Source organism: Arthrobacter crystallopoietes, assembly GCF_002849715.1.
Taxonomy (GTDB): Bacteria; Actinomycetota; Actinomycetes; order Actinomycetales; family Micrococcaceae; genus Crystallibacter; species Crystallibacter crystallopoietes.
Genome location: NZ_CP018863.1, coordinates 717,832 through 730,045 on the forward strand (window position 1 = coordinate 717,832; position 12,214 = coordinate 730,045).

At 66.2% G+C, this 12,214-nt stretch carries 14 protein-coding genes and 1 riboswitch; of the genes, 3 read left to right on the forward strand and 11 right to left on the reverse strand.

Features of this window, described 5'->3' with window-relative positions:
- Positions 1-30: 30 nt before the first annotated feature.
- From AC20117_RS03445 to AC20117_RS03460, 4 genes are read right to left on the reverse strand one after another with little or no spacing between them, the layout of a single operon-like run.
- On the reverse strand, positions 31-1,293 hold the full coding sequence (locus AC20117_RS03445) for a glycosyltransferase (protein WP_074700979.1): 1,263 nt from the start codon (positions 1,291-1,293) through the stop codon (positions 31-33).
- Entirely contained in the window at positions 1,290-2,294 is a 1,005-nt protein-coding gene (locus tag AC20117_RS03450) for a glycosyltransferase (protein WP_074700978.1), read from the reverse strand. Before AC20117_RS03450 ends, AC20117_RS03445 begins: the two co-directional genes overlap by 4 nt.
- Positions 2,291-3,358 (reverse strand): glycosyltransferase family 9 protein, encoded by a 1,068-nt coding sequence (locus AC20117_RS03455; protein ID WP_074700977.1) that lies wholly within the window; start codon positions 3,356-3,358, stop codon positions 2,291-2,293. The genes AC20117_RS03450 and AC20117_RS03455 overlap by 4 nt, the downstream gene beginning before the upstream one ends.
- Positions 3,355-3,960, reverse strand: a complete 606-nt coding sequence (locus AC20117_RS03460) for a D-glycero-alpha-D-manno-heptose-1,7-bisphosphate 7-phosphatase (protein ID WP_074700976.1) — start codon at positions 3,958-3,960, stop codon at positions 3,355-3,357. The genes AC20117_RS03455 and AC20117_RS03460 overlap by 4 nt, the downstream gene beginning before the upstream one ends.
- Positions 3,961-4,107: 147 nt before the next feature.
- On the opposite strand from AC20117_RS03460, the gene AC20117_RS03465 reads away from it, so the two are divergent.
- Positions 4,108-5,064, forward strand: coding sequence for a glycosyltransferase family 9 protein (locus tag AC20117_RS03465; protein ID WP_074700975.1), 957 nt, complete (start codon positions 4,108-4,110; stop codon positions 5,062-5,064).
- A 57-nt stretch (positions 5,065-5,121) separates the two neighbouring features.
- Here the strand turns inward: AC20117_RS03465 and AC20117_RS03470 are convergent, their stop codons facing one another.
- The 4 genes from AC20117_RS03470 to AC20117_RS03485 all read right to left on the reverse strand — a co-directional run bounded on the left by AC20117_RS03470 (position 5,122) and on the right by AC20117_RS03485 (position 7,210).
- Positions 5,122-5,898: a sigma-70 family RNA polymerase sigma factor gene (locus AC20117_RS03470; RefSeq protein ID WP_074700974.1), complete on the reverse strand. Its 777-nt coding sequence runs from the start codon at positions 5,896-5,898 to the stop codon at positions 5,122-5,124.
- A 157-nt stretch (positions 5,899-6,055) separates the two neighbouring features.
- Entirely contained in the window at positions 6,056-6,445 is a 390-nt protein-coding gene (locus AC20117_RS03475; RefSeq protein ID WP_074700973.1) for a hypothetical protein, read from the reverse strand.
- 87 nt (positions 6,446-6,532) lie between these two features.
- Positions 6,533-6,892, reverse strand: coding sequence for a DMT family transporter (locus AC20117_RS03480; protein WP_074700972.1), 360 nt, complete (start codon positions 6,890-6,892; stop codon positions 6,533-6,535).
- A gap of 3 nt (positions 6,893-6,895) precedes the next feature.
- Positions 6,896-7,210 carry a DMT family transporter gene (locus tag AC20117_RS03485; protein ID WP_074700971.1) on the reverse strand — a complete coding sequence of 105 codons (315 nt, stop codon included), beginning with the start codon at positions 7,208-7,210 and terminating at the stop codon, positions 6,896-6,898.
- 9 nt (positions 7,211-7,219) lie between these two features.
- Positions 7,220-7,287, reverse strand: a riboswitch (guanidine-III (ykkC-III) riboswitch).
- Positions 7,288-7,395: 108 nt separating this feature from the next.
- Here AC20117_RS03485 and AC20117_RS03490 point away from each other — a divergent pair.
- Together AC20117_RS03490 and AC20117_RS03495 are read left to right on the forward strand one after the other, a co-directional pair.
- The gene (locus tag AC20117_RS03490) at positions 7,396-7,947 is read left to right on the forward strand and encodes a flavin reductase family protein (protein WP_074700970.1); all 552 of its coding nucleotides are present in this window, start codon (positions 7,396-7,398) and stop codon (positions 7,945-7,947) included.
- Positions 7,948-7,967: 20 nt separating this feature from the next.
- On the forward strand, positions 7,968-9,047 hold the full coding sequence (locus AC20117_RS03495) for a YihY/virulence factor BrkB family protein (protein WP_074700969.1): 1,080 nt from the start codon (positions 7,968-7,970) through the stop codon (positions 9,045-9,047).
- On the opposite strand, the gene AC20117_RS03500 is transcribed toward AC20117_RS03495, so the two are convergent.
- The 3 genes from AC20117_RS03500 to AC20117_RS03510 all read right to left on the reverse strand — a co-directional run bounded on the left by AC20117_RS03500 (position 9,032) and on the right by AC20117_RS03510 (position 12,147).
- On the reverse strand, positions 9,032-9,268 hold the full coding sequence (locus tag AC20117_RS03500) for a hypothetical protein (RefSeq protein WP_074700968.1): 237 nt from the start codon (positions 9,266-9,268) through the stop codon (positions 9,032-9,034). The genes AC20117_RS03495 and AC20117_RS03500 overlap by 16 nt on opposite strands.
- Positions 9,269-9,587: 319 nt before the next feature.
- Positions 9,588-11,186 carry an HNH endonuclease signature motif containing protein gene (locus AC20117_RS03505; RefSeq protein ID WP_158300427.1) on the reverse strand — a complete coding sequence of 533 codons (1,599 nt, stop codon included), beginning with the start codon at positions 11,184-11,186 and terminating at the stop codon, positions 9,588-9,590.
- Between the two features lie 160 nt (positions 11,187-11,346).
- Positions 11,347-12,147, reverse strand: a complete 801-nt coding sequence (locus AC20117_RS03510) for an SDR family oxidoreductase (RefSeq protein ID WP_074700966.1) — start codon at positions 12,145-12,147, stop codon at positions 11,347-11,349.
- Between the last annotated feature and the right edge of the window lie 67 nt (positions 12,148-12,214).

Genomic DNA, 12,214 nt, shown 5'->3' on the forward strand with positions numbered 1-12,214 from the left:
CCGTCTGGGTGGTGGTGATCGATACTGGTCTCACAGTGCTTCCCCTTCCAGCTGGCGCAGCGCCCCGCTCAGGGCACCGGAGTTCCGGGCCAGGTTGTAGGCCTTTTCGGTATCGGCGGCCACGCGGTCCCAGGAGTAACGGGTGCGGACCCGTTTCCGGCCGGCCCGGCCCAGCTCCTGGGCCAGTTGCGGATCCCGCAGCAGCTCCGCCAGTGCGCAGGCCACCGCTTCGGGGTCCTTCGGCGGCACCTGCAGACCGGTCTTGCGGTCCACCACCGTGTCGATCAGACCGCCCACGGAAGCGGCGACCACCGGAACGCCGCAGGCCATGGCTTCCAGCGGCACAATGCCGAACGGTTCGTACCACGGCACGCAAACGACGGCGTCGGCGCTGCGCAGCACGGTGGGGATCTTGTCCTGCGGGATCTGGCCGCGCAGCACCACCTGGTCCGCGACACCGAGCTCGCCGGCCAGCTCCATCAAACGCCGCGCTTCGGGGTCCCCTCCCAGCCCGTCCGGTCCGGAAGCTCCGCCGACCACCAGCAGTTCGACGTCGTCAATCCCCTGGTCTTTCAGCAGCCGCAACGCGCGGACCACCAGGTCAACACCCTTGCGCGGCACCAGCCGGCCCACGCTCATGATCCGGTGGCGGCGGCCACGCGGCTCGACCTCGCCGGTGGCCCCGAACAGCTCCAGATCCACGCCGCAGGGGGCAATGGAGATGTTGCTCCGGGGCACGCCCATGGCGGTCAGCTCGAAAACCTCGTCGGAGCAGGTGGCGATGATGCGGTCCACGTTGCGTCCCACGGAGGGCTCCAGCCACGCGCGCTGGGCGGGGCTGGTGTCCTGCACGCCCTGGTGCCGGCGCTTGACCGTGCCGAGGGCGTGGAAAGTCTGCAGCACGGGCACCGGGTAACCGGAACCGTAGTTGCGCCGGGCGGCGTCGAGGGCGGCGACGCCGGACATCCAGAAATGGCCGTGGACGATATCCGGCGGGTTGCAGTCCCAGTCCGCGGAGATTCCGTCCGCCAGCTGGCCCATGAACGGCAGCAGCTCGTCCTTGGACACCGGCTCGGGCGGCCCGGCGTCAATATGGACCACTTCCACGCCGGGCCGCATCCGCACGCGTGTGGGCAGGGCGCCATTGTCCCGCCGGGTATAAACGGTGACGGAGTGCCCGCGCTTGGCCAGGGAGGCCGAAAGGGCGGCGACGTGCACGTTCTGGCCGCCGGCGTCCACTCCTCCCAGTACGGCCAGCGGGCTGGCGTGTTCGGAAACCATGGAAATCCTCACAGCTCTCTCCTCTCGTTCGCTGCAATAACCCTGCCGGCGTGTGTCCTTGTTTCGGCCAGGACCGCGTCCCAGTTGTCCAGGAAGGCGGCCAGTCCGTGCCGCTGCAGCACGGTTTCGCGTGCCACTGCGCCGCGGGCGCGAGCCTCCTCGGGTTCCTGCACCAGCCGCGCCGCTTCCCGGCGCAGCTCGTCCACATTCGTGGAGATGGCGCCGGCTTCCGGCGGAACCGCACGGGCTGCTTCGGTGGTGGCCAGCGCGATGACCGGCATGCCCAGGTGCATGGCTTCCAGCAGGGCCAGGCCCAGCGAGGTCCAGCGCAGCGGATGCACGTACGCGCGGCAGCGAGCCAGTTCGGCATGCAGCAGCTTGCCCGGCAGGTCGCCGCGGACGGTCAGCTGGTCAGGCCCCAGCCCGGTGGCGGAGGCGAGTTCGTCCGTGCCCATGCCGAAGACTTCCAGATGGCCGGCCAGCGCGAATTCGGGCAGCAGGTCCGTGCCGGTCACCCGCCAGCGGCGGACGGGTTCGTTGACCACCACGGCCAGATGGTCCAGCTCGCCGGTATAGAGGTGGCCGGGGTCCACAACACCGTGTTCGATCACCGTGGTGGGCGCGTTGCCGCAGTCCCAGAAGAGCCGGTTGAAGTGGGTCACGTGCACCACCGGAATGGCTTGCTGGTCTGCCAGCGGGTGCAGCGAGTTGGGCACATCGCCCTTGGGCGTGTTGTGCTCGAGGAAGACCGCGGGAATATCGCGGCCCGGGCGCCTTCCCAGCAGCCGCTCGCATTCGGCCAGTTCCTCCGGCCGCTGCAGCACCACGACGTCGATATCCTCCTCGCGCAGGTCCTCCGGCGCGACGTCGCGAACGTTGTCGGGCCAATCGCGGCCGGCCCGGCCTAGGCCCCAGGGTCCGCCGTCGGGCGTTGCGGGCAGCAGGTATTCGTGGCGGCCGCGCACAAACGCGTCGGTCCAGCCGCCGTGGACGTGCCAGAGCAGTATCTTCATGCGTTCCTCGTCTCTCTGCGGGTGGGCAAGGACGTAACTCCGGTGGTCAGCCGCTGCACGGCCGCCACCACTTCTTCGGGTTCGACGCCGGACAGGCAGGGGTGGCCGGGCACCGGGCAGACGCGGGCGCGGCTGAGCCGGCACGGCGCGTTCTGGTCCCCCAGCAGTTCCAGCGGCACTTTGTACGGCGCCCAGCGCACGGCCGGAACCACCGGGGCGAAAAGGCTGACCACGGGAGTTCCGACGGCGGCCGCCAGATGCGCGGGACCGGTATTGCCGGTTACGACGGCGGAAGCACCTGCCAGCACGCCCGCCAGGCTGTGCAGGTCCGTCCGGCCGCCCAGGTCCAACCCGTCCGGGCCCGCCACCGTCGCGGTCAGTTCCGCCTCCGCGGGACCGCCGGTGACCACCACGCGGTAGCCGGCGGCGATGAGCAGTTCCACTGCGGCCGCATGGTGCAGCGGCGGCCAGGCCCTCGCGGGGACGGCCGCGCCGGGATGGACGGCGACGTACGGTTCGGTGCCAGCCAGCCAGCCGACGTCCGGAACGTCGCGCACGCGCAGCCGCCCGTCGTCGTTAGCCGGCAGACGGTAGCCCGCCGCCGCGGCGATCTGCAGGGCGCGCTCGGCCTCCGGCTGGTCTTCAGGAAAGTCTTCACCCGGCTTGAGCCGCATATCCAGCAGCGAACCGGCATAGTCGGTGGACGCCGCGGTAATCCGTTCCACCCCGGCCAGCCGCAGCAGCATGGCCAGCGGCAGCGGGGACTGGTGGAACGACGTCAGGATCACGGCCTCTTCAATCCGGCGGCCGCGCACCCAATCGCACAGCGCGGCGATATGGTCCTCGGTGACCGGCGGCGCCGGATCCACGATCCACGGACTGGCCCAGGTGAACACGTCGGCAACGCCGGGCAGCAGCTGTGCCGCTGCGGTCCCCTGCGGCCCGCACAACATCAGGACCTCGTTGGGCCGACCGGCTCTGCCCGCGGCGACGGCACGGACGGCGGGACCGGCGAGCAGCACGTCCCCCGCGCTGTCCAGCCTGGCTACCAGCACCCGGCTCATAGGCTGCCCCGCACCACGTCGGCGTCCCGGGTCCGGCCAGCTTCGCTGAGTTCACGGTCCGGCAGCCAGCCGGTTCCCAGCAGCAGCTCTAAGGCAGCGGCCAGATCCGGCGCGACCAGCTCCGCCGCGCCGACCTCCTCGGCACGTGTCACCGGGGTCGGCACCAGCACACCGGTTGCTCCGGCTGCGGCCGCCGCCTCGACGTCGGCACCGATGTCGCCGATGAAGGCGACTTCGGACGGCTGCAGGCCGAGCCGGCAGCAGGCGCTGAGGATCATTCCCGGCGCCGGCTTCCGGCACCCGCAGCCGTCCATCGGTCCATGCGGGCAGACTTCCCAGAGGTCGAACGGACCCAGCAGTTCCTCGACCCGGGCGTTGACTGCGTCCACCTGCGGGCGCTGCAGCAGACCGCGGGCAATGCCCGATTGGTTGGTCAGCACGCCGCAGCGCAGTCCGGCGCGGCGAACCGCATTAAGGGCCTCGGCGGCGCCAGGCATCGGCCGGACCAGTTGCGGGTCCGCGTTGTACGGAACGTCCACCACCAGCGTGCCGTCCCGGTCGAAGAGGACGGCCTGCGGCGGATCAATAACGTGGCGACTCATACCAGCACTGTTCCCGTAGAAGCAGCGGCCTAAACACTTCCGCTGCTACTTCTTTTACTTCTTCTCCCGCTTGCCCCGCTCCTGCCGGTCCGGCCGCGGCATGTGGCACCATAAAACGAAGACCGATCGGAAGGACTCTGCACCACCATGGAGCAATTGATGCGGGACGGACTGGAGCCCGATGGCAGGCCGGAACTGCTGGTGCTGCGCGCCTTGAAGCTCGGCGACCTGCTGGTTGCGGTGCCCGCGCTGCATGCCCTGCGGCGGGCCTACCCGGAGCACCGCATCATCTACGCCGCCCAGGGCTGGCTCCGTCCGATGATCGAACTGGTCGGATCCGTGGATGACCTGCTGGATACGCACGGCCTGGACGTTCCGTTGGCGCTCTCCCCGGGACGGGTGGACGTTGCTGTGAACCTGCATGGCAGCGGACCCGAAAGCCACGGCCGGATTAGGGCCTTGCAGGCCAAACGGATCATTGGCCATCTGTCGGAGGAGTGGGATGGTCCGTGCTGGCAGGACGGCGTCCACGAACGCGAGCGCTGGGCAAGACTCGTCCACTGGCATGGCATCGACGCCGACCCGCTCGACTACCGGCTGCAGCCACCGGCGGTTGCCAGCCCCCGGCCCGGTGCCGTGGTCATCCACGTGGGCGCCGCCTACGGCAGCCGGCTCTGGCCGGTCGATCGCTTTGCCGAAGTTGCGCGGGAACTGGCCGCCGCCGGGCATGAGGTGCTCTTTACCGGCAGCAGCGGCGAGCGGCCGCGCGCCGAAAAGGTGGCAGCCGCCGCCGGCCTCCCCGCCGAAACCGTGGTGGCGGGCGAGCTGGGGCTGGGTGAATTCGCGGCGGCCGTCGCGGAAGCGTCACTGGTCATTTCGGCAGATACTGGAGCCGCCCATCTCGCCTCCGCGTACGGCCGTCCCTCCGTGGTGATCTTCGGGCCGGCCCCGGTAGCCGAATGGGGTCCGCCGCCCGGACCGCACATCGTGCTGACCAACGAATCGCTTCGCGTCGGGGACACCTTTTCGGACCAGCCGGACCCCGCGCTCCTGGCGGTCAGCGTGCAGGACGTGCTGTCCGCGGTGTCCCGGTTGGGCATTTAGTCCCGGCCGAGCTTCTAAGCAGCCTGGGGCCGCTGAAGAGCCCCCGGGCAAGTGGAACTAGGCAGTGCGCACGCTGGCGCCGTTGTCGGCGTCGTGGTCTTCCAGCAACTGGCGCTGCAGCTTCACCAGGATCCGGGCCAGCGCACGGGAGACCTGCATCTGCGTCATGCCGACCCGCTCGCCGACCCGCTGCTGGGATTCCTCCTCGAAGTACCGGTAGTACAGCAGCTGCTGCTCGCGCCGGCTGAGCTCGCGGATGGCGCCGCGCAGCATGAGCCGCTCCTCCGCCTTGTCCAGCCTGTTGTCCGCGCCTCCCAGCAAGTCAGCCAGGTTCCGGCCGTCGGTATCCGCTTCCAGCGATTCCGGCCGAAGGCTGCTCTGGCAGTTCAGGGCCTCGGCTACCGATTCCAGGCTCTCGCCCAGTTCGTCCGCCAGCTCTGATAGAAAAGGGTCCCGGCCCAGCCGCTGGGCCAGGGCCGGCCCGGCTTTGGCCACCGCTGTGCGCAGGTCCTGGATATGACGCGGCGGCCGGATCACCCAGCAGCTGTCCCGCAAGTACCGTTTGAGTTCGCCGGTCACCGTGGGCATCGCATAAGCAGGAAAATCCGTCCCGCGTTCAGGATCGAAGCCCCGTACTGCCTTGAGCAGCCCCATCCGCGCAACCTGCTTCAGGTCATCAAGCTCGCGGCCCGTTCCCACGTAGTTCCGCGCGGCCGTTTCCGCGATGTCCAGGTGTCCCAGCACCAATTCCTCTTCAAGCGCCCGGCGCAGCGAGCCCTTTGCCCGTCGCGCCTGGCGAAAGAGTACCTTGTTGTTGCTGGTGGCAAGCTGCATAACCGTTGACTCTCCTGATCAGGGGAACCACGCGGCGTATCCGCGTTCCACTTCAGGGAAACATAAGCATGCTTACATATCAACGGTTCTTCGGGAAAAAGTTGCCGGAAAATCTTCTCCTACCCGGGGAGAAGAAGGTATAAGCCGAAGAAGCAGTTCAGGCGCTGTGCAGGCGGAGCGGCCGGGAGGCGTAGGCATCAGCGCCCGCCTGCACCCTGTCCATCCGGCAGGCCGGGGAAAGCTTCGGCAGCAGCAACACAACGACGCCGATACCCGCCAGCACACAGCGCACCTCGGAATAAATGGCCGTCGCGCTGGTGCTCGCGGGTCCGGGCAGGTAGCCAAGCATCTCGAGAGCCTCGACCTCAACGTGCCGCGCCTCCCGCAGATCCAGCGTGACGGAGACGTCCGCCGCCAGGGAGCGCGCCCGCTTCAGGACGCAGAGCAAAGCCTGGCAACTGGTGGCAGTCAGACAACCCCGGACATCGATCCGCGCGGATTTCAGATCGGCATCAAAACCGACAACGAGCTGCAGTTTGTGATCCATTGACCAGTCCCAGGAAGTAAGGCAACGGGCTACTCCCTAACCCGGCCCTCCAGTAAACCAGAGTGTGCAGTGCATCACAAACAGTGGTCAGTCGCCGGAGCGCTCGGCTGCCGCTTCGGCCTTCGGCTGTCTGGAATCGACGACCTTCAACCCGATCACGCAGCCGATGATCCCGACGAGGAAAAGAACCTTCAGCAACCCAGCGGACTCACCGGTAAAGGCCACCGCATAGGCGACGGTCAGCACCGCCCCGGCTCCTGTCCAGACGGCATAGGCCGTGCCGATCGGAATTCCCCGCATGGCATAGCCCAGACCCACCATGCTCAGGGACAGGGCGATAAAGAAAAGCACTGTCGGTCCTGGCCGCGACAGCCCCTCCGACGCGCCGAGGGCGGTTGCCCAGACGGCTTCCAGTACGGCACTGATAAGCAAGACGGTCCAAAACATGGCTCAACCCACCGCCTTCAGGCCTACCACGCAGCCGATTATGCCCACCAGCAGCAGCACCTTCGCCCACGAAACCGCCTCGCCGCCAAAGGCCATCGAGTAGGCGGCCGTGAGCACAGCACCCACGCCAACCCAGACGGCGTAAGCGGTGCCGACCGGGATCGCCGTCATCGCGTAGGCCAGGCCGGCCATGCTGACGATCATCGCCACGAAAAACGTGACCGTTGGCCACAGCCGGCGGAAGTTCCTGGACGCGCCCAGCGCCGTCGCCCACACCGCTTCCAGCACACCGGACAGGATCAGTATTATCCATTCCATCGGAAATCCTTTGGCCAGTCTTGTCGCTCACCGGGTACTGATCCGTCGTCCGGAGACCTGCGGTTTCGAGGTCTTGCTACGAAGATATCAACGTACGACGGCGGCGGCTGGGTTTGGTTGCCAATGTCACCACCAGAAGCGCCCCACCGCGCCCGAAGGAGCGGCCCGCGTGGCACGATGGACAAATGGAGAACCCGGAACCGCCGGACAGCTACCGGCTCAACACCGGCGCGCCGACGGAAGCCGACATCGACCAATACCGCCTGCTCAGCGCCAACGCTGCCGCCGGCGTCGGCGTTGTCTCCACCAGTTGGCGCGGGCGGGACTATGCCGCAACGGTCACCGGCCATCTGTCGGTCTCCTACGATCCGCCCACCATGCTGGTCAGTCTTTACGGTGAGTCCCGCATCGCCGAAGCAGTAGCCGAAAGCGGGATCTGGGCGCTGAGCCTGCTCACCGGCAGCCAGCGCGGTATCGCGAATTGGCTCGCCAGTCCCGGGACACCGCTGGAGGGGCTGCTGACCCAGGTCCCGTACCGGCGCGGAACCGTCTCCGGCGCCGCCATCGTCGATCATGCCCTGGCCCATTTCGAACTACGGACCACGCAGATCCACCCCGCCGCCACGCACCTGCTGGTCGTCGGCGAAGTGCTTGCGATGGGCTCCGCCGCATCGGGTGCGGATGAACTCGACCCGCTTGTCCATTTCGGTTCCGCCTACTACCGGCTGGACCGCTAATAACAGAGGATCAGGTGATCATGACCGCAGCGAGCAGCACAGGAAGTCCCCGGGACAGCCGCAAGTTTCCGCCGCCGGACAGCGACCGCAAGCCCGATTCCCCCACCGACCTGACCAAACCCGCCTGGGGCTACATCGTCAAGCGCACAATCCGCGAGTTCAGCTCGGACCGTTGTACGGATCTGGCCGCAGCCATGACCTACTTTGCCGTCTTGTCGGTCTTCCCCGGGCTGCTCGCCGTCGTCTCCCTTCTCGGCGTCGTCGGCCAAGGGGAAGCCACAACCCGGGCCATCATTGAGATGCTGGAAAGGCTGGGTGCTCCGGAAAACGCCGTCAGCCTCATTGAAGGGCCTATTAACCAGCTCACCACGTCCACTGCGGCAGGGGTGACGTTGGCCGTTGGTGTCATCGGTGCCATCTGGACCGCCTCCGGCTATGTGCGCTCCTTCGGACGGGCCATGAACAATATCTACGAAGTGCCCGAGGGCCGGCCGATCTGGAAGCTCTACCCGATCATGCTGGGCATAACGCTCTCGCTCGTGATCGCCGTGGTCCTCATGATGCTGCTCTTCCTGCTCTCCGGCCAGGTGGCAGAAACCATCGGAGGCATGATCGGGCTCGGCGAGACAGCACTCCAAGTTTGGAACATCGCCAAGTGGCCGGTGATGGTACTGCTGCTGGTGGTCATGATCGCCCTGCTGTACTACGCCACGCCGAACGTGCAGCAACCTAAATTCCGGTGGATCAGCATCGGCGCCTTCGTCGCCATCCTGGTTATGGCCGCGGCGACCGCAGGATTTGGTTTCTACGTCTCGAACTTCGGCAACTACAACGCCACCTACGGCACCATCGGCGGCGTGATCGTACTGCTGCTGTGGATTTGGATCATGAATGTAGTGCTGCTCTTCGGCGCCGAACTCGACGCAGAAATAGAACGCGGCCGCCAGTTGCAGGCGGGTATCGAAGCGGAGGAGACACTGCGCCTGCCTCCGCGCGATACCCGCCAGACTCTAAAGCTCCGCGATAAGGAACTCGAGTTGGTCAACGACGGCCGCGAACTACGGCATATCCATTCACATACTAATTACAGGGAAGGCTGAACTTCGTCCGATACCGAGTCCTTGGCGTCGCGGGCGTCGAGCTCGACCCGGAGTTCTTCGCTACGGAATTCGGTTTCGGGATCCGGTAATCCTAACTGCAGGTATTCCCGTTCCATTTGGCGCAGAATGCGGCTGTTCAGGATTTCCAACTCCGTATCCGGCACCTTGCTGAGGTCCTGCGGAAAGCCTTCCTCTGGGGGAAGGAGGCGCTTCGGGGCCATGGTTCACTCCAATAATTTTCAAGAGAGCCACAGGCTGTTGCTTAACCTGAATTCTGAAAGTAGCAGAAGCAGAAGAACTCCACAATGATTCTCGGTGCGGGTTGACCTACTCGACAGAAACATTTAGGGTGCACGTCCGCGCCGATACGTTGAAGCGCGTCTCTCCGCTGGGAGCGGGAACTTCAATGAATCCTTCCATCCGCACCTCCGGTCGGTCCCGGCTCCGCGCTTCCAGCCGATAACGGCGGAATAACAATATGAGCCGCGGACTGCGGCATTCCTCAGCCGAATTCCGCCGTGCTGGAAAGCTGCATCGGCATCAAAAGGGCGGCGGGTACGCTTCCTCGCGGGACAGCAGAGGGAGTTGCGTCAGCGGGATCAGATTGGCGGGTTGGAAAGGATCCTGAGGATCAGGCTGTGGCGGCTCCTGTTGCGCAAATTCGTCAAGATCGCGCCTTGGACTCCCCCGCCCGGTTCCCGGACGGACCCCAGGGTTGTCCGGCGGCGCGCTTGACTGCTTGCGTGGCGTTGGAATCAGCGGGCCGATTGGCTCCGGGATGTCGAGATATCGGTGCCCGGTTGGAGCCACCCATTCCAGTACCCCGCCGTCCAGCTGCCGGCATTTCCAACCGGCCAAGTGCTTCAGGTCATGATGCATTTTGCAGAGACAGGCGAGATTGAGCAGCCACGACAGGCCCCCGTCTTCCCAAGCCACCGTATGATCGGTTTCACAGCTCGCGGCCGGTCGATCACAATTGGGGAACCGGCAACGTTTATCGCGGAACTGGACCCAACGTTTGAGTGCTTTGGGTGGAATGCGTTTCTTCGCCGCAGCGCGGACGAATGTGCCATCATCCGAGGTGAGGACCGGCAACCAGCTTTTGGCCAAACCGGCCAGTTCCCGGGCCAGGGACGGTGGGAGCGGGCCGTACCCGGCTAAGTCGCCCGGCGCCTCGGACAAGCCGAGCAAGGTTTCCAGAGATACCGTGGCGCTCAGGCCTGTGATGTTGATGGTTCCGCATGATCCGGATTTGGCCGTTTCGGATTTCCCGACCGGTATTGGCTCAGCGCTGGCCGACTGTTGATCGGGCCCTTCCAGCGGCGGCGCCTCCGGGTTGAGCAGCATCTCGCAGAATACGTCCGCCCGCAACTGGGGCAGTGTCCGGGATTCCTCCGGGCCCTGCAGCGCGCGTGCACCAGCCTCGACCCGGGCCTCAATTATCGCCGCCAGATGCGCGGGAATCCGCGCACAACAGTCCGCCATGCCATCCGGCTGCGGAAGGAAGAATACCTCCCGTTCGGCCGCAGCCCGATGGAAACGGGTTTCCAGTGGCTCAGGGTGAAGCGCATCCCGGTGCTTTTCGGCGAACTTCGCCAGCCTGCCCCGTGTCAGCGACGAAGCTTTCGGCAGCACTGCTGCTTCAAAATCGTTCAGCACGGCGTCCGGCAGACTGGTTGCAGCGCGCGCAATTACTGTGGCCCGCTGCTGATCCAGCCGGCCGGCCTGCATGGCGTCTGCCGTGCCGGGCAGGAACTCATGGATGAATTTGGCTTCTTTGAGGGCTTTGCGGGCCGACTGGTTCGGCATTGCCAGGGCGGCTGATATTTCCCCCGCGGCGAATTTGGAAATGCCTTCCTCGCCGGGGCCATCAAGCTGCGGCCTCAGTTCCGCAAAGCGGTTAAGGGCGGCCGATTGCAGGGACTCCGTCCACGCGCGATGCCTCGCGGAGGCCTTCAGGAACTCGATGGCATCATCGTCATCGAGTGTGTCCGGATCGATCGAAGCCAGCAGTTCCCCCAGCTTGGCCGGCGGCAGAATCTCCCAGCTGCCGACGAGCCGTTCCACCGCTGACTGGCGGTTGATCATGGACTCTATGGCCGCTTCAGCGAGGGCCTTGTAGAGGCCGCGTTCAAGCACGGAACCCCGGGGTTTATCCGAAGGCAACCCGGTCCGCGTCGCGTCGTCCGTGCTCATGGTCTTACGCTATCCGCTGCCACTGACATTATTTGGGCAAAGAGTCCCCAGACTCAGCCCCGGCGGACTTCAGGCAGCGCAGCTGACGCCGACGAATCCGGCGTCAGCCTTTCCGCCATTCTCCACTGGTGATATGCGAGCCGGCCTGCGGCCCCATTTGCAGCATGCCGCCGTCGACCGACCAGGAGGCCCCCGTGACGTAGCTGGCTTCCTGCGAAGCGAGGAACGCGATCACGGCCGCCACTTCGCGAGCGTCCCCTGGCCTGCCTAACGGGATGCCCGGCCGATCCTTCGTTCGGGGGTCTTCGTCGGTTTGCCCCGTCATGGGCGTAGCGATCTCGCCCGGTGCAACGGCATTCGCGGTGATGCGGTGCTCGCCCAGCTCCAGCGCCATGGTCTTTATCAGCCCGCCCAAGCCGTGTTTTGCGGCGTCGTACGCAGAAGACCCCACGCGCGGCTGGTGTTCATGCACACTGGTTACGGCAATGATCCGCCCGCCAGTACCAGCCGCCACCATCCGCCGCGCCGCCCGCTGCATGCAGACGAAGGCGCCGTCGAGATCCGTGGCCACTACCTGGCGCCACGTCTCGTAGCTGGTGTCCAGGAACGGCTCGCTGGCTCCGGTGCCCGCGTTGTTGACGAAGACGTCGAGCCCGCCCAACTCCTCCGCGAGCCCATCGACGACGTCGCCGCAATCAGGCAATTGGGTCGCATCCAGCCGGGCAACGGTGGCACGCCGTCCGCAGGCGCGGACCTCCGCAGCGGTGTCTTCAGCGCCGGCTTCGTCCAGATGCCAGGTCACGCCGATGTCCATTCCGGCTTCAGCGAGGGCGACGGCGGTGGCGCGCCCGATGCCTGAATCCGAGCCGGTCACGATTGCTGTTCTGGGTTTGAACTCGTTCATACGCCCATTGTTCCCATGCCCTCAGGTAGGCACTACCCCTTGCCGGGAAATGGCCAGGTGGCGCAGA